Source organism: Streptomyces glaucescens (assembly GCF_000761215.1).
In the GTDB taxonomy this organism is placed as follows: domain Bacteria; phylum Actinomycetota; class Actinomycetes; order Streptomycetales; family Streptomycetaceae; genus Streptomyces; species Streptomyces glaucescens_B.
Genome location: NZ_CP009438.1, coordinates 4,809,431 through 4,833,292, shown reverse-complemented (window position 1 = coordinate 4,833,292; position 23,862 = coordinate 4,809,431). Strand labels below are relative to the sequence as shown.

Annotated in this window: 22 protein-coding genes; 11 read left to right on the top strand and 11 right to left on the bottom strand. The window is 72.9% G+C overall.

What is annotated here, in order from left to right:
- Positions 1 to 40: 40 nt before the first annotated feature.
- Positions 41 to 1,288: a L,D-transpeptidase gene (locus tag SGLAU_RS21035; protein WP_043506876.1), complete on the bottom strand. Its 1,248-nt coding sequence runs from the start codon at positions 1,286 to 1,288 to the stop codon at positions 41 to 43.
- Positions 1,289 to 1,511: 223 nt separating this feature from the next.
- Positions 1,512 to 1,889, bottom strand: coding sequence for a hypothetical protein (locus SGLAU_RS21030; protein WP_043503645.1), 378 nt, complete (start codon positions 1,887 to 1,889; stop codon positions 1,512 to 1,514).
- A gap of 109 nt (positions 1,890 to 1,998) precedes the next feature.
- Here SGLAU_RS21030 and SGLAU_RS21025 point away from each other — a divergent pair, with 109 nt between their 5' ends.
- Both SGLAU_RS21025 and SGLAU_RS21020 read left to right on the top strand, forming a co-directional pair.
- Positions 1,999 to 2,340, top strand: coding sequence for an LAETG motif-containing sortase-dependent surface protein (locus tag SGLAU_RS21025; RefSeq protein ID WP_078957814.1), 342 nt, complete (start codon positions 1,999 to 2,001; stop codon positions 2,338 to 2,340).
- A 56-nt stretch (positions 2,341 to 2,396) separates the two neighbouring features.
- A complete protein-coding gene (locus SGLAU_RS21020) occupies positions 2,397 to 3,188 on the top strand; it encodes a hypothetical protein (RefSeq protein WP_043503642.1) in 792 nt (263 codons plus the stop codon).
- Positions 3,189 to 3,252: 64 nt separating this feature from the next.
- Here SGLAU_RS21020 and hutH read toward each other — a convergent pair whose 3' ends face one another.
- From hutH to SGLAU_RS21005, 3 genes are all read right to left on the bottom strand, one after another.
- On the bottom strand, positions 3,253 to 4,791 hold the full coding sequence (gene hutH / locus SGLAU_RS21015; RefSeq protein WP_043503641.1) for a histidine ammonia-lyase: 1,539 nt from the start codon (positions 4,789 to 4,791) through the stop codon (positions 3,253 to 3,255).
- Positions 4,792 to 4,871: 80 nt separating this feature from the next.
- Positions 4,872 to 6,017, bottom strand: coding sequence for a GGDEF domain-containing protein (locus SGLAU_RS21010; protein ID WP_043503640.1), 1,146 nt, complete (start codon positions 6,015 to 6,017; stop codon positions 4,872 to 4,874).
- 123 nt (positions 6,018 to 6,140) lie between these two features.
- Complete coding sequence (locus SGLAU_RS21005) at positions 6,141 to 6,941, bottom strand: enoyl-CoA hydratase/isomerase family protein (protein WP_043503638.1); 801 nt, start codon at positions 6,939 to 6,941, stop codon at positions 6,141 to 6,143.
- A 433-nt stretch (positions 6,942 to 7,374) separates the two neighbouring features.
- Here SGLAU_RS21005 and SGLAU_RS21000 point away from each other — a divergent pair, with 433 nt between their 5' ends.
- The gene (locus SGLAU_RS21000) at positions 7,375 to 8,031 is read left to right on the top strand and encodes a hypothetical protein (protein WP_052413844.1); all 657 of its coding nucleotides are present in this window, start codon (positions 7,375 to 7,377) and stop codon (positions 8,029 to 8,031) included.
- A gap of 31 nt (positions 8,032 to 8,062) precedes the next feature.
- On the opposite strand, the gene SGLAU_RS20995 is transcribed toward SGLAU_RS21000, so the two are convergent.
- Together SGLAU_RS20995 and SGLAU_RS20990 are read right to left on the bottom strand one after the other, a co-directional pair.
- A complete protein-coding gene (locus SGLAU_RS20995) occupies positions 8,063 to 9,181 on the bottom strand; it encodes an adenylate/guanylate cyclase domain-containing protein (protein WP_043503636.1) in 1,119 nt (372 codons plus the stop codon).
- A 523-nt stretch (positions 9,182 to 9,704) separates the two neighbouring features.
- Positions 9,705 to 10,565, bottom strand: a complete 861-nt coding sequence (locus tag SGLAU_RS20990) for a biotin--[acetyl-CoA-carboxylase] ligase (protein WP_043503634.1) — start codon at positions 10,563 to 10,565, stop codon at positions 9,705 to 9,707.
- Positions 10,566 to 10,675: 110 nt separating this feature from the next.
- On the opposite strand from SGLAU_RS20990, the gene SGLAU_RS20985 reads away from it, so the two are divergent.
- Together SGLAU_RS20985 and SGLAU_RS20980 are read left to right on the top strand one after the other, a co-directional pair.
- On the top strand, positions 10,676 to 12,271 hold the full coding sequence (locus SGLAU_RS20985; protein WP_043503633.1) for an acyl-CoA carboxylase subunit beta: 1,596 nt from the start codon (positions 10,676 to 10,678) through the stop codon (positions 12,269 to 12,271).
- 23 nt (positions 12,272 to 12,294) lie between these two features.
- Entirely contained in the window at positions 12,295 to 12,504 is a 210-nt protein-coding gene (locus tag SGLAU_RS20980; RefSeq protein WP_043503631.1) for an acyl-CoA carboxylase epsilon subunit, read from the top strand.
- A gap of 49 nt (positions 12,505 to 12,553) precedes the next feature.
- Here the strand turns inward: SGLAU_RS20980 and SGLAU_RS20975 are convergent, their stop codons facing one another.
- A complete protein-coding gene (locus tag SGLAU_RS20975) occupies positions 12,554 to 13,687 on the bottom strand; it encodes an SGNH/GDSL hydrolase family protein (protein WP_043503630.1) in 1,134 nt (377 codons plus the stop codon).
- Positions 13,688 to 13,843: 156 nt separating this feature from the next.
- Here SGLAU_RS20975 and mmpB point away from each other — a divergent pair, with 156 nt between their 5' ends.
- Positions 13,844 to 13,972: a morphogenic membrane protein MmpB gene (mmpB, locus tag SGLAU_RS36725; protein WP_099052841.1), complete on the top strand. Its 129-nt coding sequence runs from the start codon at positions 13,844 to 13,846 to the stop codon at positions 13,970 to 13,972.
- Positions 13,973 to 14,011: 39 nt separating this feature from the next.
- Positions 14,012 to 14,620: a Maf family protein gene (locus tag SGLAU_RS20970; protein WP_043503628.1), complete on the top strand. Its 609-nt coding sequence runs from the start codon at positions 14,012 to 14,014 to the stop codon at positions 14,618 to 14,620.
- Positions 14,621 to 14,722: 102 nt separating this feature from the next.
- Here the strand turns inward: SGLAU_RS20970 and SGLAU_RS20965 are convergent, their stop codons facing one another.
- Positions 14,723 to 15,259, bottom strand: a complete 537-nt coding sequence (locus SGLAU_RS20965) for a hypothetical protein (RefSeq protein ID WP_244315351.1) — start codon at positions 15,257 to 15,259, stop codon at positions 14,723 to 14,725.
- A gap of 376 nt (positions 15,260 to 15,635) precedes the next feature.
- Between SGLAU_RS20965 and SGLAU_RS20960 the strand changes: the two genes are divergently transcribed.
- Positions 15,636 to 17,411: an acetyl/propionyl/methylcrotonyl-CoA carboxylase subunit alpha gene (locus SGLAU_RS20960; RefSeq protein ID WP_043503626.1), complete on the top strand. Its 1,776-nt coding sequence runs from the start codon at positions 15,636 to 15,638 to the stop codon at positions 17,409 to 17,411.
- A 220-nt stretch (positions 17,412 to 17,631) separates the two neighbouring features.
- Here the strand turns inward: SGLAU_RS20960 and SGLAU_RS20955 are convergent, their stop codons facing one another.
- Entirely contained in the window at positions 17,632 to 18,591 is a 960-nt protein-coding gene (locus SGLAU_RS20955) for a DeoR/GlpR family DNA-binding transcription regulator (RefSeq protein WP_043503625.1), read from the bottom strand.
- Between the two features lie 203 nt (positions 18,592 to 18,794).
- The gene (locus SGLAU_RS20950) at positions 18,795 to 20,243 is read right to left on the bottom strand and encodes an NAD(P)H-quinone dehydrogenase (RefSeq protein WP_043503622.1); all 1,449 of its coding nucleotides are present in this window, start codon (positions 20,241 to 20,243) and stop codon (positions 18,795 to 18,797) included.
- Positions 20,244 to 20,348: 105 nt separating this feature from the next.
- On the opposite strand from SGLAU_RS20950, the gene SGLAU_RS20945 reads away from it, so the two are divergent.
- The 3 genes from SGLAU_RS20945 (at position 20,349) to SGLAU_RS20935 (ending at position 23,640) form a co-directional block, all read left to right on the top strand.
- Positions 20,349 to 20,786 (top strand): gamma-glutamylcyclotransferase, encoded by a 438-nt coding sequence (locus SGLAU_RS20945; RefSeq protein WP_043503621.1) that lies wholly within the window; start codon positions 20,349 to 20,351, stop codon positions 20,784 to 20,786.
- Between the two features lie 127 nt (positions 20,787 to 20,913).
- Complete coding sequence (locus SGLAU_RS20940; protein WP_043503619.1) at positions 20,914 to 21,738, top strand: purine-nucleoside phosphorylase; 825 nt, start codon at positions 20,914 to 20,916, stop codon at positions 21,736 to 21,738.
- Between the two features lie 267 nt (positions 21,739 to 22,005).
- Complete coding sequence (locus SGLAU_RS20935) at positions 22,006 to 23,640, top strand: phospho-sugar mutase (RefSeq protein ID WP_043503618.1); 1,635 nt, start codon at positions 22,006 to 22,008, stop codon at positions 23,638 to 23,640.
- Positions 23,641 to 23,862 lie beyond the last annotated feature (222 nt).

Below are 23,862 nucleotides of genomic sequence, written 5' to 3'. Positions count from 1 at the left end.
GGGGAAGCGGCATTCCTCGGTGAGCTGAGTCCGCGTCAGGTCAGATCGCGGAGCCCGCCTTCCACTGCGCCCAGTCCATGTTCCAGCCATTGAGGCCGTTGTCCGGGGCGATGGTCTTGTCGCCGGTGTTCTTCACGACGACGACGTCACCGACGATCGAGTTGTCGAAGAACCAGGCGCCGGGCGTGTTCGGGTCGTCGGCGCCCTTGGTGTCGGACAGGCCCACGCAGCCGTGGCTGGTGTTCACGCTGCCGAAGATGGACTTCGCGCCCCAGTAGTTGCCGTGGATGAAGGTGCCGGACGTGGACAGGCGCATGGCGTGCGGCACGTCCTTGATGTCGTACTCGCCCTTGCCGTCGTCGTCGGTGAAGCCGACGGTCGCGCCGTTCATCCGGGTCTCCTTGAACTTCTCGGAGATCACCATCTGGCCCTCGTACGTCTTGTTGTCGGGCGAGCCGGCGGAGATCGGGATGGTCTTGATGACCTTCCCGTCCTGCATCACCCGCATCTGCTTGGTCTCGGCGTCGACGACGGAGACCTGGTTGCGGCCGATGGTGAAGGAGACCGTCTTCTGCTGGACGCCGTAGACGCCCTCGGCGCCCTCGACGCCGTCGAGCGCCAGCTTCAGGGTGACCTTGGAGCCCTCCTGCCAGTACTCCTCCGGGCGGCAGTCCATCCGGTTGGCGTTGAACCAGTGGCAGGCGACCTCCTGGCCACTGGTGGAGGAGACGGTGATGCCCTTCTGGACGGCCGCCTTGTTGGTGATCGCCTTGTCGAAGTTGATCGACACGGGCATGCCCACGCCGACCGTGGAGCCGTCCTCCGGAGTGAAGGAGCCTATGAAGCTGTTGTCCGGGGAGACCGTGGTGAAGGACGCGTTCTCGTGCGCCTCGCGGCCGTCGGCGTCCGTCGCGGTCACCGCGATCTTGTAGGTGGTGGCGCGTTCGAGCTGGGCGCTCGGCTTCCAGCTCGTCTTGTCCGCCGATATCTCACCGGCGACGGCGGTGCCGTCCGCGGTCGTCATCCTGACCTCGGCGAGCGTGCCCTTGCTCACCGTGACGGTGGCCGAGTTGTTGATGGATGCGTTGTTCGAGCCGTCCGCGGGCGTGATCTTGATCTGGGCCTCGGAGGTCTTCTGCGCCGCCGCCTCGTCGACCTTGGCCTGCGAGGTGCCGTCGCCCTCCGTCCCGGACGCCTCCTCGCCTCCGGAGCAGGCCGAGAGCACCAGCACACCGCCGAGCAGTGCGGACGCGACCGTCAGGCCCCTGCGCCGCCTACTGTTCGTCATCACACGCTTCTCCATCGTTGCCGATTCCCCAAAAACCCCGAGAGTCCCCGTTAAGAGATTTCAACGCTACGACCGGTTCGTCCCGTTCCACATTCTCTGCATGTGTGGGGCACACCACGTCCGCCACCGGGCGAACGGTGCGGGTGTCGGTCAGTGCGCCCCTTGAGACGAGAAAACCCCGGGGCGCGGTTGCCGCCCCGGGGCACTATTTTCCCCGTGGCGCTCAGCCGCCCGACACCCGGCCGCCGTCCTCGTCGTCGATCTCGTCGTCGTATGCGTCGTCCTGGTCGACATCATCCTCGTCCAGGTCCCAGTCCGGCGAATCCGGGTCGTACTCCACCTGCTCGCTGCTCCAGGAGGCCTGCTGCAGGTCGATCCCCGGCACCTCGCCGACCAGGTCGAACGGGTCGACGAGATAGGCCAGTGCCTCCGCGGTGTCCTCCCGTACAGCGCTCTCGGCGGGTACCCGCTCCGCGGCCGGCATATCCGACTCGGCGGCAAGCCGGCGCAGCGCGGCCTTGGTGACCGCCTCCTCGTCCGTGACTTCGAGGACGAGTTCAACTCGAAGCCGGACAAAACGTGATGTCTCTGCAGTGCTCATGGCGCGAGGGTAAGGCCCGGGGCGCCCGTGACTTTCCCGTGACCCGCGCCTTTCACTAACATCGCCCCACACGGCCAATTCGCCAGCGCCACAAGGGGATCGATATTCCGTGTCATCCGCTCGCCGTCCGTTGCTGACCGCCGCTGCCGCGGGCACCCTGCTGGGCGCCCTGTGGTTCGTCCCCTCCGCGAACGCGACGGCGGACACCCCGGCCAGACAGCAGGCTTCGGCCCCGCAGGTCACGCAGACGACGCAGGCCAGGGTGGCCTCGGCGGCCACCACCGCCACCACCGCCACCACCGCGTCGCTGAGCACAACCGGGAGCGAGACCCGGCTCGCCGACACCGGCAGCTTCGACAGCACCCCGTACGTCGCCGGCGGCACGCTCTGCCTGGCCCTGGGCGCCGGATTCGTGGTGTATTCGGTGCGCAGGGAACGTCTCGGGCTGTAAGTGCCCCTTGTGGGTCCGGCTTGACGTGTTCTTGACGCGGCCTTCATAGTCCGCTCATGAAGAGATCATCGGGTGCGCGGCTCGGCGCCACGGCTGCTGTGAGCGTGCTGTCGCTCGCCCTCATCACGGGCTGTTCGGAGAGCGGGTCGAACGGGGACAAGGGTTCCGGCTCGCAGGACGACGCCCCCGCGGCCAAGGCGCTGAGCGCCGCGGAGCTGAAGAAGCTGATCATCGCCAAGGGCGATGTGGCCGGGTTCACGTTCAGCGCCGTCGACAAGACGGAGTTCCCGGCCGACAAGAAGGCCATCACGGGCGACGAGAAGTGCAAGCCGCTGGCGTACGTGATGAGCGGTCTGGCCCCGGGCGACGCCGCGGCCGAGACGAACACCATGGCGACGGAGGAGAAGTCGCCGACCGACACCGCCTCCAAGTCCCTGGAGGACATGACGGACGGTGAGTTCGAGGACGCCTTCGGCGACTCGATGAACATCAACGTCACCGTGGTCGGGCTCTCCTCGTACGACGGCGACGGCGCCGAGAAGACGTTCGAGTCAGTCACCGACGCGGTCGCAGCCTGCGCGGGCGGCTTCACCGCCGGATCGGGCGGCGAGGAGCAGAAGATCACCGCGGTGACCGAGAAGAAGGCCTCGGGCACGGGTGACGAGTCGGTCGCGTTCTCCCTCACCGGCGACATGGAGGGCCAGGAGGGCAAGATCCAGGGCGAGGTCGTGCGGCACGGCAGCACCGTCGCCACGTACTACACGATGAACATCGGCGCGCTGATGTCCGGCAAGGACTACGACATCCCGGCGGCGCTCATCGACGCCCAGGCGGGCAAGCTCAAGTAGCCCGGCACACCGTGAAGGGGCCCCGTCCGCGCACCGGACGGGGCCCTCGGCCGGGGCGCGCGCCCTACCGCAGCGGTCCCGTGACCGACTCCACCGCGGCGACCAGCCGGCCCTCGCGCACGAACGCGTCCGCCGCCGCGAGGTCGGGGGCGAGGAAACGGTCGGGGCCGGGGCCCTCGACGCCGGCCGCGCGGACCGCGTCCAGGACGGCCCGGGTCGCCGGGGCGGGGGTCAGCCCCTCGCGCAGCTCGACGGCGCGGGTGGCCGCGTACAGCTCGATGGCGATGACACGGGTGAGGTTGTCCACCGCCGTGCGCAGCTTGCGCGCCGCCGACCAGCCCATGGAGACGTGGTCCTCCTGCATCGCGGAGGACGGGATGGAGTCCGCCGACGCCGGTACGGCCAGCCGCTTCAACTCGCTGACCAGTGCGGCCTGGGTGTACTGAGCGATCATCAGCCCGCTGTCCACGCCCGCGTCGTCGGCGAGGAAGGGCGGCAGGCCGTGGCTGCGGTTCTTGTCCAGCAGCCGGTCGGTGCGGCGCTCGGCGATGGAGGCCAGGTCGGCGGCGGCGATGGCCAGGAAGTCCAGGACGTAGGCGACCGGGGCGCCGTGGAAGTTGCCGTTGGACTCCACCCGGCCGTCCGGCAGGACCACGGGGTTGTCGACCGCCGAGGCCAGCTCGCGCTCGGCGACCAGGCGGGCGTGGGCCAGGGTGTCGCGGCCGGCACCGGCGACCTGCGGGGCGCAGCGCACCGAGTAGGCGTCCTGGACGCGGGGCGCGTCGTCCTGGTGGTGGCCGGTGAGGCCGGAACCCTGGAGGACGGCGAGCATGTTGGCGGCGGCGGCGCCCTGCCCCGGGTGCGGGCGGATGGCGTGCAGCTCGGGGGCGAGGACCTTCTCGGTGCCGAGCAGGGCTTCGAGGCTGAGGGCGGCGGTGACGTCCGCGGACTTGTAGAGGGTGTCCAGGTCGGCCAGGGCCATGATCAGCATGCCGAGCATGCCGTCGGTGCCGTTGAGGAGGGCGAGGCCCTCCTTCTCGCGCAGCTCGACGGGGGTGATGCCGTGCTCGGCGAGCAGTTCGCCCGCGGGGCGGACGGTGCCGTCCGGGCCCTCGGCGTCGCCCTCGCCCATCAGCGTGAGGGCGCAGTGGGAGAGCGGGGCCAGGTCGCCGGAGCAGCCCAGTGAGCCGTATTCGTGCACGACCGGGGTGATCCCGGCGTTGAGGACGTCCGCCATGGTCCGCGCGACCTCGGGCCGCACGCCGGTGTGGCCGGAGCAGACGGTCTTCAGCCGCAGGAACATCAGAGCGCGGACGACCTCCCGCTCCACGCGCGGGCCCATGCCGGCGGCGTGCGAGCGGACGATGTTGCGCTGGAGCTGGGCGCGCAGCTCCTGGCCGATGTGCCGGGTCGCGAGGGCGCCGAAGCCGGTGGAGACGCCGTAGACGGGGTCCGGCTTGGCCGCCAGCGCGTCCACGATCTCGCGGGCCGCGGTGAGGGCGGCCACCGCCTCGCCGGAGAGCTCGACGCGGGCGCCGCCGCGGGCCACGGCGAGGACGTCGGACGCGGTGACGCCGGACGTCCCCACCACCACAGTGTGCATATCCATATTCAGGAGCGTACGCAGTGAATTCGAAAATGTCACCAGTGGGGGCGGGGTGCGCCCCTTACCCACGTCCCCGCTCACCCTCCGCGTCCCCGGAACCGCCGCCGCTCCGGGCCCCCGTCGCGGGACGGGGCGTCGGCCAGGCGCACCACCGGATCGTCCGGGCCCTCCTGGCCCGCGACCACCGGCCGGGCCGCGCGCACCGCCTTGGCCCGGTACTGGGCGGCGTCCGCCAGCCGGAACAGCCGGCGAGCCGAACGGACCGGGCCGACCGGCGCCGCGGTGGAGGCGACCCCGCAGGCGACCCCCTCGCCCAGTTCCAGTTCCCCGGCCCGGCGGCACAGCTCGCCGGCCACCTTCACCACGTCCTCGGCGGGCGGCCCCACCGCCAGCAGACAGAACTCGTCCCCGCCGAGCCGGGCGGCGAGAGCCCCCGGAAGCATCGCCCCGCACAGCGACAGCACCGAGCCGAACCGCTCCAGCAGCCGGTCGCCGACGGCATGCCCGAGGGTGTCGTTGACCCGCTTGAGCCCGTTCAGGTCGCAGACCACCAGGCTGACGACCACTCCTTCCCTGCGATGCCGCTCCACCGCCTCGTCCAGCCGCATGTCGACGGCGCGGCGGTTGGCCAGACCGGTGAGGGAGTCCGTGAAGGCGAGCCTGCGGGCCTCCTCCAGCCGCTCCGTCTGCGCGATGCCCGCCGCCACCACGGCGGCCAGCACCGTCGCGAAGTCCGCGTCGTCCCGGCCGAACACCGGCGTGCCGGCCGGCCGGGCCACGTAGAGCTCGCCCCAGGCCCGCCCGTGCAGCACGATCGGCGCGACGACACACGACCCACGGCCACGCCGGCGCAGGGCCGACACCCGCTCGTGCACGAAACCGGCCCGGCCGTCCGTCGGCCCGTCCGCGGTCTCCACCCAGGCGTTGGGCTCCCCACCGGCCGCCCACTGCTCGTGCAGGAACTCGGTGATCTCGGCGAACTGGTGCACCGGATAGGCCTCGCCCTCCGGGAACTCCACCTCGTCCGGCGCACGGTCGCCGACGTTCACCAGCACCCGCAGCCGTCCCAGCTCCCGCTCCCACACCGACAGCGCGGCGAAACTTCCGTCCAGCGCCCGGCACGCCCCGGCCGCCGCCGCCCGCCACGACTCCCGCGGGGTACGCGCCGCGGCCATCCCCTGCGCCAGCGCGACCACGTCCGCGAGCCGGTTGTCCTCACCCATTGCTCCAGGCTAGGGAGGTTTCAGGGGATGTGGGACGTCGAGGGGGCGCTCGGGGTGATCACGGTGAGGCGCGCGGGCCGCGGACCGGCTCGCGGAGTCAGGCCCGGGCCGGCACGCCGTTCGTCACTCCCCCGGCCACTGCGGCTTCCGCTTCTCGTTGAACGCCGCCACCCCCTCCGCCCGGTCCCCGGAGAACGCCACCGAGCGCCACGCCGCGTCCTCCACCTCCAGGCCGGCCCGGAGGTCCAGGCCGTGCCCGAGCCTGAGGGCGCGCTTGGCCGCGCGCAGGCCGACCGGGGAGTTGGCGGCGATCCGCGAGGCCAGTGACATCGCCTCCGCCCGGTCCTGTCCCTCCTCCACCAGGGCGTCGACCAGGCCCAGCTCCCGTGCCTCGGGCGCCTCCACCCGGCGGGCCGTGAAGATCAGCTCGGCGGCGCGGGCCGCCCCCACCCGGCGGGGCAGCAACTGGGTCCCCCCACCGCCCGGGATCACGCCCACGGACACCTCCGGCAGCCCCACCACCGCCGTGCGGTCCGCCACGATCACGTCGCACGACAGGGCCAGCTCGAAACCGCCGCCCAGGGCGAAGCCGTGCACCGCCGCGATCGTCGGCACCGGCAGCTCCAGCACGGCGGTGTACGCCCCGCGCGTGACCGGGCGCTGGCGGACCAGGTCCGCGTCGGTGAAGGAGTTGCGCTCCTTCAGGTCCGCGCCGACGCAGAACGCCCGCTCGTGCGTCGACGTCAGCACCACCACCCGCACGTCCCGGTCCGCGGCGAGCGCCGCGCATGCCCCGGCGACGGACCGCGCCATCTCCGTCGACACCGCGTTCATCGCCTTGGGACGGTCGAGGGCCAGCTCCGCGACATGCCCGCGCTCGTACCGGCGCACCAGCACGAACTCCCCGAACCGCTCCTCGCTCACAACGCCCTCGCTCACGACACCCTCCGGTTAACGCGGGTTAACTGCCACTCCCACGATCATCGCAGTCCTGCCCCGCCGGGAAAAGGGCGGACGTCCCTGAGCCGTCCCCTGTCCGTCCCCGAGCCGTCCCCGAGCCGTTCCCGAGCCGTCCCGGAGCCGTCCGGGACCTCGCCGCCTCCGTCCGCCCCGGGATCCCCCGCCCGTCCGCCCGACGTCCGCCGACCGTCCGCGCCGGAGGCCGCCGCCCGTCCCCGGAGTGCGCGGGCGGGGCGGCCTCGATCCGTCCCTCCGGCCCGTTCCCCGCCCGGGCGCCACGTCCGGCCCCTCGTTCGAGTGACATCCGTCCGACTCCCCTTCCCCCGAGCGGGGGAGCGCATAGCGTGCTCCGCCACGGCGCACCGGGGGGCGCGCGCACCGGGGAGGGATCGAGCGCATGGAACGCATGACGAGCGAGACGAAGACGGACACCACCCACCGGACTCACCCGAGCCGCACACCGACCCACCCGGCCCGCGGCCGGCACCGGCGTCCCCGTCCCCGCAGGCTGCTGCTCACCGCGGGCGGGCTCGCGGTGGCCGCCGGGATACTGAGCCTCGTACGGCTGTCGGCGGAGCCGGACGTCGTCGGCGGTCTCGGTCCCTCGCGGACCGGGCCCGCACCGGATCCGGTGACGACCGGGGGCACCGGGGACCGGGCCACGCACACGGACGCGTCCCCAGCCCGCGCACCGGAGCCCACCCCGTCCGCGCCGTCCGCGCAGGGCGGGGCGGCGCGGACGGCCACGACGACCACCGGGCCGTCGGTGCGCGTCCCCACCGCGACCCGTTCCCCCACGCACACCGGCATCGCCGCGCCCGACGCCTCGACCGTCCCGCGCACCCCGAACCCGCCGCCGGCCCCGGCCCCGGACGCCACCACGGCACCGGACCCAGCCGGACCACCGGCACCCACCAGCGCCGCTCCGACGCCGAAGCCGACCCCGACAGCCGCGCCGACCACCGCCACCCCGGCACCCGGACACCCGGACGGGCCCGTCATCTGCGTCCCGGTCATCGGATTGTGCGTGGACCTGCTGGACGAGGACCGGTGAGGGGGTCACGGCATGGCCGACGAGACGCCCCCTACGCCGTGCCGTCCCGCCGGGCCAGCAGCCACGGCTCGACCACACCCAGGCCGCGCACCGGCCGCTGCCACATCGGCTGGAGCGCGAAGCGGTACGCCGGCGGCTGCTCGCCCTCCTTCTCCGCGGCGGCCGCGGCCTCGGCCGCCTCCGCCTCCGAGGCGGGCGCCTCACCGGTCCGGATGAGCTCCTCGGCGAAGGCGCTGTCGACCAGCACGGCGTCCCGGGGCGCTATGGACGTCAGCCGGGAGGCCAGGTTCACCGTCGTACCGAAGACATCGCCCATACGGGTGGTCACCGTGCCGAAGGCGATGCCGACGCGCAGTTCCGGCATGGTCTCGTCGTTCGCCATGGTCTCGATCAGCCGCAGTGCGATCTCCGCGGCGACGCCCGCGTCGTCGGCGGCGTACAGCACCTCGTCGCCGAGCGTCTTGATGAGCCGTCCGCCGCGCGCGGCGACCAGGTCGGCGGCCGTGGTCTCGAATGCCTCGACCAGCTCGCCCAGCTCCTCCTCCTCCAGGCGGCGGGTGAGCCGGGTGAAGCCGACGAGGTCGGCGAAGCCGACGGCCAGCCGCCGGTCCACCATCTCCTCGTCGTCGGCGGCCTGGACCACCCGGCCGGTCGCGGCGGCGAGCTGGCGCCGCCAGACGTAGACCAGGAACTCCTCCAGCTCCGGCAGGAGCAGCTCCACCAGCGGATACGTGACTTCGGTGCGGGTCATGCCGGGCTCCGGCGGCTCGGTCAGGCCCTCCAGGAAGGAATCGATCTGCCACTCGGCCAGACGGGCGGTGGTCTGGCCGGTGGAGCGGGCCACCTGCACCGCCATCGCCTCGCTCAGCAGGCCCGCCTCGACGAGACCGGCCAGGCGGCGCAGGGCGAGGACGTCCGCCTCGGTGAGCGCCTTGGCCTGACCGATGTCGGCGAAGCCCATCGCCCGCCAGAAGCGGGACGCCAGCTCCATGGAGACGCCGGCGCTGCGGGCCGCCTGGAAGGGGGTGTAGCGGCGCTCGGCGCCGAGGATCAGCTGTTCGAGACGGAGGGCGAGGGGGTCCTCGCCGGGGTCGGTGCCGTCGGGCGCTGGGTTACGACCCATGCCGGAGCCCGTGTCGTCGACGGTCACGCCTGTTGCCCTTCCGATCTGCCACGGTCAGGTACGACCGGCCTCAACTCTACGGCAGATGTGCGCCAGCTCACTCCGTTGGGTCGGGCGGGGCGGGGTGGGGGTGCGGGGCCTTGTCGCATGCCGGGTGCGGGACGTTCGTGGCTGGTCGCGCGGTTCCCCGCGCCCCTGAACGACCACTTCGCACCCGGCGGAGGGGCGTGGCGGCCCGGACCCGCGCCCCGCCACCGCGGTACAGCCAGTGCCGGGGCGCTGTCGCATGCCGGGTGCGGGGCGTTCGTGGCTGGTCGCGCAGTTCCCCGCGCCCCTGAACGACCACTTCGCGCCCGGCGGACGAGCGTGGCGGCCCGGACCCCCTTGCCCTGGCACGCCTGCCACCCCCGCGAGAGCCCCAGCGGGACTCCGGCGCCCCGTCACAGCGGGTGGGGAGAGTGCCGGGGCGCTGTCCCATGCCGGGTGCGGGGCGTTCGTGGCCGGTCGCGCAGTTCCCCGCGCCCCTGAAGCTCGGCGCGGGCGCCGGGGCTCACGCCGGGCGCAAGTGGACGATGTCGCCCGCGCCCACCGGTTCCTGCACGCCCTCCTCGGTGACGATGACGAGTCGGCCGTCTCCGTCGACCGCGACAGCCTCGCCGACCACGGAGCGGTCCCCGGGGAGTTCGGCGCGGACGACGCGGCCGAGGGTCGCGCAGCCCGCCGCGTAGGTGTCCTGGAGGCCGCAGGCGGCCGGGTCGCCGCCGGCCGACCGCCAGCGGCCGTACCAGTCCTCCAGGGCCCGCAGCATGCCCCGCAGCAGCGGGTCGCGGTCCGCGCCGGCGGCGCCGGCGAGGGCCAGCGAGCCCGCCTGGGGGACGGGCAGTTCCTCCGCGCGGAGGGTGACGTTGACGCCGACGCCGACGACGACGCCGTCCGCTCCGGCCCGCTCGGCGAGGATGCCGCCGGCCTTGCGTTCCTCGCCGCCCACGGTCACCAGCAGGTCGTTGGGCCATTTGAGGGCGGTGTCGACACCCGCGGTGCGGGCCAGTCCGGTGGCGACGGCGACGCCGGTGAGCAGGGGCAGCCAGCCCCAGCGGGCGACCGGGACCTCGGCGGGGCGCAGCAGGACGGAGAAGAAGAGGCCGGAGCGCGGCGGTGCCGTCCACTGCCGGTCGAGGCGGCCCCGTCCGGAGGTCTGCTCCTCGGCGACGAGGACCACCCCCTCGGGTGTCTCCCCTCCGGCGGCCCGGGCCACCAGGTCGCTGTTGGTGGAGCCGGTGCTCTGCACCACCTCCACGTCCGACCACAGGCCGCCCTCCCGGACGAGGGCGCGGCGCAGTGCGGCGGCGTTGAGCGGCGGCCGGTCGAGGTCCGACCAGCGGCTGTCTCCTGAGGCATCTCGCGGCGTCATGCAAGCCACCCTAGGTGTGGGAAAGACCGCACTGCCGATCGGAAGGCCCCCCACTACTCTACGGATGAGTAACCGTCCCCCCTTTTGAGCAGGCAGGGAGCCGCATCCCGATGTCCGAGCCGGAAGAGATCGACATCCACACGACCGCGGGCAAGCTCGCGGATCTCCAGCGCCGGATCGAGGAGGCGACGCACGCCGGCTCCGCCCGCGCCGTGGAGAAGCAGCACGCCAAGGGCAAACTGACGGCTCGTGAGCGGATCGAGCTGCTGATGGACGAGGGTTCCTTCGTCGAGCTGGACGAGTTCGCCCGGCACCGCTCCAGCAACTTCGGGCTCGACAGGAACCGTCCCTACGGCGACGGCGTGGTCACCGGCTACGGCACCGTCGACGGCCGCCCGGTCGCGGTGTTCTCGCAGGACTTCACCGTCTTCGGCGGGGCCCTCGGCGAGGTGTACGGCCAGAAGATCGTCAAGGTGATGGACTTCGCGCTGAAGACCGGCTGCCCCGTCATCGGCATCAACGACTCCGGCGGCGCCCGCATCCAGGAGGGGGTCGCCTCGCTCGGCGCATACGGCGAGATCTTCCGCCGCAACACCCACGCCAGCGGTGTGATCCCGCAGATCAGCCTGGTGGTGGGGCCGTGCGCGGGCGGCGCCGTCTACTCCCCGGCGATCACCGACTTCACGGTCATGGTCGACCAGACCTCGCACATGTTCATCACCGGCCCGGACGTCATCAAGACGGTCACCGGCGAGGACGTCGGCTTCGAGGAGCTGGGCGGGGCCAGGACCCACAACACGGCCTCCGGCGTCGCCCACCACATGGCGGGCGACGAGAAGGACGCCATCGAGTACGTCAAGCAGCTGCTGTCGTACCTGCCGTCGAACAACCTCAGCGAGCCCCCGGCCTTCCCGGAGGAGGCCGACCTGGAGCTGAGCGACGAGGACCGCGAGCTGGACACCATCGTCCCGGACTCGGCGAACCAGCCGTACGACATGCACACCGTCATCGAGCACGTCCTCGACGACGCGGAGTTCTTCGAGACGCAGCCGCTGTTCGCGCCGAACATCCTCACCGGGTTCGGCCGGGTCGAGGGCCGCCCGGTCGGTGTCGTCGCCAACCAGCCGATGCAGTTCGCGGGCTGCCTGGACATCGACGCGAGCGAGAAGGCCGCCCGCTTCGTGCGGACCTGCGACGCGTTCAACGTGCCGGTGCTGACGTTCGTGGACGTGCCCGGCTTCCTGCCGGGTGTCGACCAGGAGCACACCGGCATCATCCGCCGCGGCGCCAAGCTGATCTACGCCTACGCCGAGGCGACCGTGCCGCTGATCACCGTGATCACGCGCAAGGCCTTCGGCGGTGCCTACGACGTGATGGGCTCCAAGCACCTGGGCGCCGACCTCAATCTGGCCTGGCCCACCGCCCAGATCGCGGTCATGGGCGCGCAGGGCGCCGTCAACATCCTGCACCGCCGCACCCTCGCCGAGGCGGAGGCGAACGGTGAGGACGTCGAGGCCACCCGTGCGCGGCTGATGCGGGAGTACGAGGACGCCCTCCTCAACCCCTACGTCGCGGCCGAGCGCGGCTACGTCGACGCGGTGATCATGCCGTCGGAGACCCGCCGTCACATCGTGCGCGGTCTGCGTCAGCTGCGCACCAAGCGGGAATCCCTGCCTCCGAAGAAGCACGGCAACATCCCCCTGTAACCCGAGGGACCCTGGGAGCGGTCATGAACATCAAGGTCGTACGGGGAAACCCGACCCCGGAGGAGCTGGCCGCCGCACTGGCGGTGGTCCGGGTCCGCGCCGCGGCGGCCGCCGCCCCGCCGCCCGGCGCGCCCGCTCCCCGGGACTCCTGGGCGGACCCGTCCCGGATCGCCGCCCGCCGGCTGCCGCAGCCGGGCCCGGTGACCTGGGCGCGCACCTACTGGCCGAGCTGAGCCGGCAGGAGCGTCACGGCACGGCGGTGGCGGCTGCGGCCGTCACCGCTCACAGCACGGCGGCGACGGCTTCGGCCATCACCGCGTACCCCGCGTCGTTGGGGTGCAGGTGGTCGCCGAAGTCGTACGCCGGGTGCAGCCGGTCCGGGTCCGCCGGGTCGGCCAGGGCGCGGTTCAGGTCGGCCACCGCGTCGTACTCCCCCGAGCCGCGGATCCACTCGTTGAGTTCGCTGCCGGCCTTGGCGGCGTGCTCGCCCCAGTGGTCGGAGCCGCCGAACGGCAGCAGGGTCGCGCCCACCACGCGCAGGCCCGCTCCGCGTGCCTGCCGTATCAGCCGCCGGTGGCCCGTGACGAGTTCGTCCGCCTCCACCACCGGGGCCGGGTGGTAGGTGGGCTGTTCGTCGGTCTCGCTGAACCCGATGTCGTTCAGGCCGAGCAGCACCACGAGCGTGTCCAGGCCCGGGTGGCCGAGGACGTCCCGGCGCAGCCGGTGGACCGCCTTCTCGCCGTACCAGGCCGAGTCGTTGAGCAGCAGGTTCCCGCCGATCCCGGCATTGGCGACGGGCCGTCCGGTGCGGCGGGCGAGCTGGTCGGACCAGCGGCGGTCGGTGCCCGGGGTGGAGCCGAAGCCGTCGGTGACGGAGTCGCCGAGGAGGGCGATGCCGTCGGCGCGTCCGGCGTCGGTCTCGACGGCGGAGAGGAAGTACCAGGACTCGGTGGTCTCCGTGAATCCGGTGCCGCCGGTGTCGGCGAGCAGGTCGCCCGCGCCGCGGTAACTGGGGGTGAAGGCCTGCGCGTGGAAGGTCGCGGGGCCGGTGACGGCGTCCAGGTGCAGGGTGACGGACAGTGACTCGCCGGCCGCCAGCGGCAGCTCCGCCGGGTCGCTGACGAGCTGTCCACGGGCGGGGACGACGGCCCGCGGCGCGCCGTCGAAGGTGAGCCGCCGAGCCGAGCCGGGCTCCACGGCCGCCCCCGCCGAGGTACGGGCCACCGTGGCGCCGGCGATGCGCAGCTTCGAGGTGCCGTACGCGTTCGAGAGCCGGACGCGGATCCGGTCGCCGCCCGCGGTGAGGCGCACGACCTGACGCAGGGACTGGGCCCAGAAGCCCTCCCGCGACCAGTTCGGCGTGAAGCCCTCGCTGGGCGGCTGGGGTGACGCGGTCCAGGCGGTGGTGAACGACATGACACACCCTCCGAAGAAGCAAACGGAACTGGATTCCCTTTAACTAAGGGGACTGTAGCACCATTAACGGGAGGCGTGGAAGAACGAGCCCGCAGCGCGGAAGTTGAGTACGCGTACTCAGGCGCCACCCCCGCCCGCCCCCGGACGATGGCAGACATGCTGTGGTCCGACCCCGAGAACGAGCCGCCCGAGGAACTGCGCGACATGCAGGAGAAACTGCGGCGGCTGGGCCTTCTCATGGCGGTGGCCATGGTGCTCGCGATGGTCGTGCTGGGCGTGCGGTGAGGCCCCGCGGGCCCTCGCGTCCTTGGCTACCCTGACCGCATGACTGATCAGCCGCGCCGCCGACTCGTGCTCGCCTCCCAGTCCCCCGCCCGGCTGGGCCTGCTCCGCCAGGCCGGGCTCGACCCCGAGGTGATCGTGAGCGGCGTCGACGAGGACGCCGTCACCGCCCCCACCCCCGCCGAACTGGCCCTCGCCCTCGCCGAGGCCAAGGCGTCCGTGGTGGCCGCGAAGCCGGAGGTCATGGGGGCGATCGTGATCGGCTGCGACTCGGTGCTCGACCTGGACGGCCGGGCGCTCGGCAAGCCGGACGACGCCGAGGAGGCCACCGCCCGCTGGAAGTCCATGCGCGGCCGGGCCGGCACCCTCCAGACGGGCCACTGCGTCTACGACACCACATCCGGCCGCTACGCCTCGGCCACCGCCTCCACCGTCGTCCGCTTCGGTGATCCCACCGACGAGGAGATCGCCGCCTACGTCGCCTCCGGGGAGCCGCTCCACGTCGCCGGCGCCTTCACGCTGGACGGCCGTTCGGCCCCGTTCATCGACGGCATCGACGGCGACCACGGCAATGTGATCGGCATCAGCCTGCCCCTCGTCCGCAGACTGCTGGCCCAGCTCGGGATCAACATCACCGACCTGTGGAGGTGACCACCGGCCGCCACGCGCGGGCGCACGGGGCGCCCTCGGGCGCCGGCCGGGCGCTCACACCGGCGCGCACCGGCAGGCTCACCCCCGCGCGCGGCGGTACGCTCACGCCGGCGCGGCCCCCTCTCCACGCACCGCGTCCGACGGCTCCGAGGGGCCCGCGGGGCCGCTGGACCCCATGGGCTCCGTGAGCTCCCTCGGCCCGCCGGGTCCGGCGGGCCCGGCCGCCCCCGCGGCCCCCTCGGCCCCCGTACGCCCGTCGTACGACATCAGCAGCAGCACGATCAGGCCGAGCACCAGCACCATGAACAGGAACGCCGGCCACCCCACCAGCCCCCACACGAAAGCCCCGAGCAGCGCGTGCACCACCGCGGCGCTGACCAGCAGGACACGCCCGACGCCGGCCGCCGGGCGGTCGCGCAGGGCCACCAGCAGGGCGACGAGCCCGCACAGGGCGAAGTAGAGGCCGAAGACCACGCCGCCGGCCTTCGAGGAGGTCGCCATCACGTCCGGGTCCAGCCCGGCCAGGGACATGTCCTGACGGTCGACCACCACCCCGAGGAACCAGTTGAGCCCCGCCACGCCCAGCGCCTCGGCGAAGAGCACGACCGCCACCGTCCATGCCACCGGTCTGCGCACCACCGGTTCCACCCACCCTTCGACCGTCGGAGCGGGCAAGGCCGCCGCTGTTACCCCGGGTACGTTCGGGACAGCGAACGCTACTAACGGGTAAACGTGGGGACAAGGGGTGCGCGGGGAGCAAAGAACGGTTGGGCCATTCGTAGGGACTCGACAAAGAAACAGAGTGGCCCGCAGCACCTGATGACAGAGACCTTGACCACAGCGGAGGGCTAGGGTTTCCCGCAGGAGTCCTGCGTACCGCGGTACGACATGGGATTTCGCGGGTCGAGCGAGCCTCGAATCACGCTCCGTGTGGGCAAGCTCACCATTGGGGACGGGTCGAAGTGCCGTGTCGGCAGTCCCTAAACTCGGCTTGTTTCAAGGAGGGAGCCTCATCGTGCGCAAGGTGCTCATCGCCAACCGTGGCGAAATCGCTGTCCGCGTTGCCCGGGCCTGCCGGGATGCCGGTATCGCGAGCGTGGCCGTCTACGCCGACCCGGACCGGGACGCTCTGCATGTCCGCGCCGCGGATGAGGCGTTCGCCCTGGGCGGTGACACTCCGGCCACCAGCTACCTCGACATCGAGAAGGTGCTGAAGGCCGCCCGGGAGTCCGGCGCCGACGCGATCCACCCCGGGTACGGCTTCCTCTCCGAGAACGCCGAGTTCGCCCAGGCCGTCCTGGACGCCGGGCTGATCTGGATCGGCCCGCCCCCGCAGGCCATCCGCGACCTCGGCGACAAGGTCGCCGCCCGGCACATCGCGCAGCGCGCCGGCGCGCCGCTCGTCGCCGGCACCTCCGACCCGGTCTCCGGGGCCGACGAGGTCGTGGCCTTCGCCGAGGAGCACGGCCTGCCGATCGCCATCAAGGCCGCCTTCGGCGGCGGTGGCCGTGGCCTGAAGGTCGCCCGCACCCTCGAAGAGGTCCCCGAGCTGTACGACTCGGCGGTCCGCGAGGCGGTCGCCGCCTTCGGCCGCGGCGAGTGCTTCGTCGAGCGCTACCTGGACAAGCCCCGCCACGTCGAGACCCAGTGCCTCGCCGACCAGCACGGCAACGTGGTCGTCGTCTCCACCCGCGACTGCTCCCTCCAGCGCCGCCACCAGAAGCTCGTCGAGGAGGCCCCCGCGCCGTTCCTCTCGGACGAGCAGGTCGCCGAGCTGTACCGCGCCTCCAAGGCCATCCTCAAGGAGGCCGGCTACGTCGGCGCGGGCACCGTGGAGTTCCTGGTCGGCGTGGACGGCACCATCTCCTTCCTGGAGGTCAACACCCGCCTCCAGGTCGAGCACCCCGTCACCGAGGAGGTCGCGGGCATCGACCTGGTGCGCGAGATGTTCCGGATCGCCGACGGCGAGGAGCTCGGCTACGGCGACCCCGAGCTGCGCGGTCACTCGTTCGAGTTCCGCATCAATGGCGAGGACCCGGGCCGCAACTTCCTGCCGGCCCCCGGCACCGTCACCCGGTTCGACCCGCCGTCCGGCCCGGGCGTGCGCCTGGACGCCGGCGTCGAGTCCGGCTCGGTCATCGGCCCGGCCTGGGACTCCCTGCTCGCCAAGCTGATCGTCACCGGCGCCACCCGTGAGCAGGCCCTCCAGCGGGCCGCCCGCGCCCTGGAGGAGTTCCAGGTCGAGGGCATGGCGACGGCCATCCCGTTCCACCGCGCGGTGGTGAAGGACCCGGCGTTCGCCCCCGAGCTGACCGGCTCGACCGACCCGTTCACGGTCCACACCCGCTGGATCGAGACCGAGTTCGTCAACGACATCAAGCCGTTCACCGCGCCTGCCGACGCCGCCGAGGCGGACGAGGAAACGGGCCGTGAGACGGTCGTCGTGGAGGTCGGCGGCAAGCGCCTGGAGGTGTCCCTGCCGTCCTCGCTCGGCATGTCGCTGGCCCGCACGGGTCTGGCGGCCGGCGCCAAGCCGAAGCGGCGCGCGGCGAAGAAGTCGGGCCCGGTGGCCTCCGGCGACACCCTCGCCTCCCCGATGCAGGGCACGATCGTGAAGATCGCCGTGGAGGAGGGCCAGGAGGTCCAGGAAGGCGACCTGGTCGTCGTCCTGGAGGCCATGAAGATGGAGCAGCCGCTCAACGCCCACAAGTCGGGCACCATCAAGGGCCTGGCCGCCGAGGTCGGCGCCTCGGTCACGTCGGGCGCCGCGATCTGCGAGATCAAGGACTGACGTACGGAACCAGGCCGCGCGCCCGGCGGAGACTCCCTCCGCCGGGCGCGCGGCGTTTCCAAACCGCCCCGCGGGCGCGCGGCGCACGCGGCAGCGCCCCTGCGACCACCGGCGCCGGGAGCGCACCCGCGCGCGCCCCCATACGGCACCACCCCGCGCGCCCCACCACCGCACCACCCCCGCGCGACCGCGCCACCCCCGCGCCCGGTCCGCGCGGGCCTCAGCGCCGCCGCAGGTCGGCGACGCGCGCCCGTTCCCGCTCGGCACCCGGGGACTGCTCACGCTCCCCCATCACCCCGGCCGTCCGGAACGGCTGGCCGCCGGGGACCTGGCCACGGCGCGGGCCCGGCAGCGGGACGTCCCGGCGCTGCGGGCGGCCCGGCCCGGCCGGCTCACCCCCCGCGCTGCCGTGGCCCCCGGCGTTTCCCGAGGCACCGGTGCCCGCGACGGCGATCTGGACGCCCTGGTCGGCCAGGGCCTGGAGCTCGGTGGCCGCGCGGTCGTCGTGGGCCGGGGGCTCGTCGGTGACGAGACGGGTGATGACGTCCGTGGGCACGGTCTGAAACATGGTGTCCGTGCCGAGCTTGGTGTGGTCGGCGAGGACCACGACCTCGGCGGCGGCCTGGACGAGCGCGCGGTCGACGGAGGCGGAGAGCATGTTGGACGTGGACAGCCCGCGCTCGGCGGTGAGCCCGCTCCCGGAGAGGAAGGCCCGGGAGACCCTGAGGCCCTGGAGGGACTGCTCGGCGCCGGAGCCGACGAGGGCGTAGTTGGACCCGCGCAGCGTGCCGCCGGTCATGACGACCTCCACCCGGTTGGCGTGGGCGAGGGCCTGCGCCACCAGGAGGGAGTTGGTGACCACGGTCAGCCCCGGGATCCGGGCCAGCCGGCGGGCCAGTTCCTGGGTGGTGGTGCCCGCCCCGACCACGATGGCCTCGCCCTCCTCGACGAAGGTGGCGGCGAGGTCGGCGATGGCCGTCTTCTCGGCGGTCGCGAGATGAGACTTCTGCGGAAAGCCGGACTCCCGCGTGAACCCGCCCGGCAGTACCGCACCGCCGTGCCGGCGGTCGAGGAGTCCTTCTGCCTCCAGGGCGCGCACGTCCCGTCGTACGGTCACTTCGGAGGTCTGGACGACGCGGGCGAGCTCACGGAGCGACACGGCTCCGTTCGCTCGCACCATTTCGAGGATCAATTGGCGACGTTCTGCAGCGAACACGAAACTGACAGTAACCCCAACGACCGTCTGCTTTCAGCAGTTTGCGCCGGATAACAGAAGTTGTTCGTACAGCAGGGGCGGAAGTGGTATAGAGGCGTACTCCCGCCGCCTATGCCACACGCACTGTCCGCCACCCGCTGTGACCAGGGGTGAGCCGGTTTCGGCCGTCAGCCGCCGTCGCCCGCCTTGCGGGTGTGGAGCTGCCGCGCCACCTCGGCGATCGAGCCCGACAGGGACGGGTACACGGTGAAGGCGTTCGCGATCTGTTCGACCGTCAGATTGTTGTCGACGGCGATCGAGATGGGATGGATCAGTTCCGAAGCGCGCGGCGCCACGACGACCCCGCCGACCACGATCCCCGTCCCCGGCCGGCAGAAGATCTTGACGAAGCCGTCCCGGATGCCCTGCATCTTCGCGCGCGGGTTGCGCAGCAGCGGCAGCTTCACCACGCGCGCGTCGATCTTCCCGGCGTCGACGTCCGCCTGGGTGTACCCGACGGTCGCGATCTCCGGGTCCGTGAAGACGTTCGACGACACGGTCTTCAGGTTCAGCGGCGCCACGGCGTCGCCCAGGAAGTGGTACATGGCGATACGGCCCTGCATGGCGGCCACCGAGGCGAGCGCGAACACCCCGGTCACGTCACCGGCGGCGTAGACACCGGGCGCGGTGGTCCTGGACACCTTGTCGGTCCAGACGTGCCCGGAGTCGCGCAGCCTGACCCCGGCCTCCTCCAGGCCCATGCCCTCGGTGTTCGGGATGGCGCCGACGGCCATCAGGCAGTGCGTGCCGGTGATGACCCGCCCGTCGGCGAGGGTGACCTCGACGCGGTCGCCCACCCGTTTGGCGGACTGGGCGCGCGAGCGCGCCATGACGTTCATGCCGCGCCGCCGGAAGACGTCCTCGAGGACGGCCGCGGCGTCCGGGTCCTCGCCGGGCAGCACCCGGTCCCGGGACGACACCAGGGTGACCTTCGAGCCGAGCGCCTGGTAGGCACCGGCGAACTCGGCGCCGGTGACACCGGACCCGACCACGATCAGCTCCTCGGGGAGCTCGTTCAGGTCGTACACCTGGGTCCAGTTCAGGATCCGCTCGCCGTCGGGCCGGGCGTCGGCCAGCTCTCGCGGGTGCCCGCCCGTGGCGATCAGCACGGCGTCGGCGACGAGCGTCTCCTCGCTGCCGTCGGCGGCGCGCACCACGACCTTGCGCGACCCGTCCTGGCCCTGCTGCCCCTCGAGCCGTCCGCGCCCGCGCACCACCCGGGCGCCGGCGCGCGTCACGGACGCCGTGATGTCGTGCGACTGGGCGAGCGCCAGCCGCTTCACCCGCCGGTTGACCTTGCCGAGGTCGACGCCCACCACCCGCGCGGGCGTGTCGATGTGCGGGGTGTCGTCCGCGACGATGATCCCCAGCTCCTCGTACGACGAGTCGAAGGTGGTCATCACCTCGGCCGTCGCGATGAGCGTCTTCGACGGCACGCAGTCGGTCAGCACCGACGCCCCGCCCAGACCGTCGCAGTCGACGACGGTCACCTCCGCACCGAGCTGAGCGGCGACCAGCGCCGCTTCGTATCCGCCGGGTCCGCCACCGATGATCACGATCCGAGTCACGTACTCCATTGTCCCGCACGCTTCAAGGTGCGACCGCCCGGGGGCCCGGCCGGGCCGTCCCCGGCGCGCCCGCGGACGAAGTGACCCCCGATCCCACTGCCGTACCCTCTCCCCATGTCGCTCTACGCCGCCTACGCCGGCAATCTCGACGCGCGGCTGATGAACCGCCGCGCTCCCCACTCGCCGCTCCGCGCCACGGGCTGGCTGAACGGCTGGCGACTGACCTTCGGCGGCGAGCAGCTCGGCTGGGAGGGCGCCCTCGCCACGATCGTCGAGGACCCGCTCTCCCAGGTGTTCGTGGCCCTCTACGACATCGCCCCGATGGACGAGGAGTCCCTGGACCGCTGGGTCGGCCTGGACCTCGACGTCTACCGCCGTCTCCAGGTCCGCGTCCACACCCTCGACGGCGAGGAGCCGGCCTGGGTCTACGTCCTCAACGGCTACGAGGGCGGCCTGCCCTCCGCCCGCTATCTGGGCGAAATCGCCGACGCGGCCGAGTCCGCCGGAGCCCCCCACGACTACGTCATGGAACTCCGCAAACGCCCCTGCTGAGCCAGGTCACGGCCACCCCGCACGCGCGTCGCCCGCACACCCTTGTGGAAAACGACAAGACAACGATCCCAATCCCGTGAGCTCTGTCATCTACGCGCGTAGGCAATGCTCGGCTACCCTCGACCGCGTGAACGCATCTCTTCTTCCGGACGACATCCAGGGCGACCCCTACGCCGCCGCCGACGCCGCCGCCGCGCGCCTGCGCGAACTCACCGGCGCCGAGTCCCACGACGTCGCCCTCGTGATGGGCTCCGGCTGGGCACCGGCCGTCGACGCGCTCGGCGCTCCCGACGCCGAGTTCCAGGTCACCGAGCTCCCCGGCTTCCCGCCGCCGGCGGTCGAAGGGCACGGCGGCAAGATCCGCTCCTACCGGATCGGCGACAAGCGCGCCCTGGTCTTCCTCGGCCGCACCCACTACTACGAGGGCCGCGGTGTCGCCGCCGTCGCGCACGGCGTGCGTACCGCCGTCGCCGCCGGCGCCAAGACCATCGTGCTCACCAACGGGTGCGGCGGCCTGCGCGAGGGCATGCGCCCCGGCCAGCCGGTCCTGATCAGCGACCACATCAACCTGACCGCGACCTCCCCCATCGTCGGCGCCAACTTCGTCGACCTCACCGACCTGTACTCCCCCCGCCTGCGCGCCCTGTGCAAGGAGATCGACCCCACTCTCGAAGAGGGCGTCTACGCGCAGTTCCCCGGCCCGCACTACGAGACCCCGGCCGAGATCCGCATGGCCCGGGTGATCGGCGCGGACCTGGTCGGCATGTCGACGGTCCTGGAGGCGATCGCCGCCCGCGAGGCCGGCGCGGAGATCCTGGGCATCTCCCTGGTCACCAACCTCGCCGCGGGCATGACCGGCGAGCCCCTGAACCACGAGGAGGTCCTCCAGGCGGGCCGCGACTCGGCCGCCCGCATGGGATCCCTGCTGGCGCAGGTCCTGGGACGCCTGTAACACCCGCTCGCGCGGCGCCCGACGGGAGCGCCGCGCACGGCGGCAAGGGGACGTGCCCGGGGGTGCCCGCCCACAGGGTCCGGCGTCCGGCACCGCGCACAGCCGCAGCGGGGGCACCGCCGGACCGAGGACGGACACCCCTTGGCACGGCCCCGGCCCCCCCCGCCCCCGCAGGCGCGACAGCAGCGGCACCGCCCCGCACGCCACCCGCCCCGCGCAGCCCGCACCCACGACGACGAAGCAACACGACCGAGAGGCTGACCCGACGTGACGACCGACGACCTCCTCGCCCGCGCCCAGACCTGGCTCACCGAGGACCCCGACCCGGAGACGCGCGACGAACTCGCCAAGCTCATCGACGCCCACGACGTGGACGAGCTGGCCGCCCGCTTCAGCGGCACCCTCCAGTTCGGCACCGCCGGCCTGCGCGGTGAACTCGGCGCGGGCCCGATGCGCATGAACCGGTCCGTCGTCATCCGGGCCGCCGCCGGCCTCGCGGCGTACCTCACCAAGAACGGCCGCACGGACGGCCTCGTCGTCATCGGCTACGACGCCCGCCACAAGTCGGAGGACTTCGCCCGCGACACCGCGGCCGTGATGACCGGCGCCGGACTGCGCGCGGCGCTCCTCCCCCGCCCCCTCCCCACCCCCGTCCTCGCCTTCGCCATAAGGCACCTCGGCGCGGTCGCCGGCGTGGAGGTCACCGCCAGCCACAACCCGCCCCGCGACAACGGCTACAAGGTCTACCTCGGCGACGGCTCCCAGATCGTCCCGCCCGCGGACACGGACATCGCCGCCGAGATCGCGGCGATCCCCTCCCTCACCACCGTCTCCCGCCCCACCGAGGGCTGGGAGACCCTCGACGACAGCGTCCTCGACGCCTACCTGGCCCGCACCGACGCCGTCCTCTCCCCCGGCTCCCCCCGTACGGCCCGCACGGTCTACACCGCCATGCACGGCGTCGGAAAGGACACCCTGCTCGCGGCCTTCGCCCGGGCCGGCTTCCCCGCCCCGGACCTGGTCGCCGAGCAGGCCGACCCGGACCCGGACTTCCCCACCGTGGCCTTCCCGAACCCGGAGGAGCCCGGCGCGATGGACCTCGCCTTCGCGAAGGCCCGCGAGACGGACCCCGACCTGGTCATCGCCAACGACCCGGACGCGGACCGCTGCGCCGTGGCGGTCAGGGACGCCGGCGACTGGCGCATGCTCCGCGGCGACGAGGTGGGCGCGCTGCTCGCCGCCCACCTGGTGAACCGCGGGGCCCGGGGCACCTTCGCCGAGTCGATCGTCTCCTCCTCGCTCCTCGGGCGCATCGCCGAGAAGGCGGGCCTGCCCTACGAGGAGACCCTGACGGGCTTCAAGTGGATCGCCCGCGTCGACGGCCTGCGCTACGGCTACGAGGAGGCCCTCGGCTACTGCGTCGACCCGGAGGGCGTCCGCGACAAGGACGGCATCACCGCGGCGCTGCTGATCACGGAACTCGCCTCGGTCCTCAAGGAGCAGGGCCGCACCCTGCTCGACCTCCTCGACGACCTCGCCGTGGAGCACGGCCTGCACGCCACCGACCAGCTCTCGGTCCGCGTGCAGGACCTGTCCCTCATCGCGGACGCCATGCGCCGCCTGCGCGAGCAGCCGCCGACCCGGCTCGCGGGCCTGCCGGTCACGCGCGCCGAGGACCTGACCCGCGGCACGGAGAAGCTCCCGCCCACGGACGGCCTGCGCTACACCCTCGAGGGCGCCCGCGTCATCGTCCGCCCGAGCGGCACGGAACCCAAGCTGAAGTGCTACCTGGAGGTCGTCGTCCCGGTGGCGGACCGCGCCGGCCTCCCGGCCGCCCGCGCCGAGGCGGCACGGCTGCTGTCGGCGATCAAGCGGGACCTGTCCGCCGCGGCGGGCATCTGACACGGAGGGTGCCACGGGGAACCCGAGGGCTCCCCGTGGCACCCCGCCGACGCCGCCCCCGCCACCATCGCCCGGCGGACCACCGGGTGGTCGCCGTCTCACACCGTGCGCGCCGAGCCAGGCGCCACCACACGCACGAGCGCCCCGAGCAAAGCGCCACCACACGCCACGGCACCCCGACGGACCACCGCGCCACCACACGCCACGGGCACCCCGACGGAC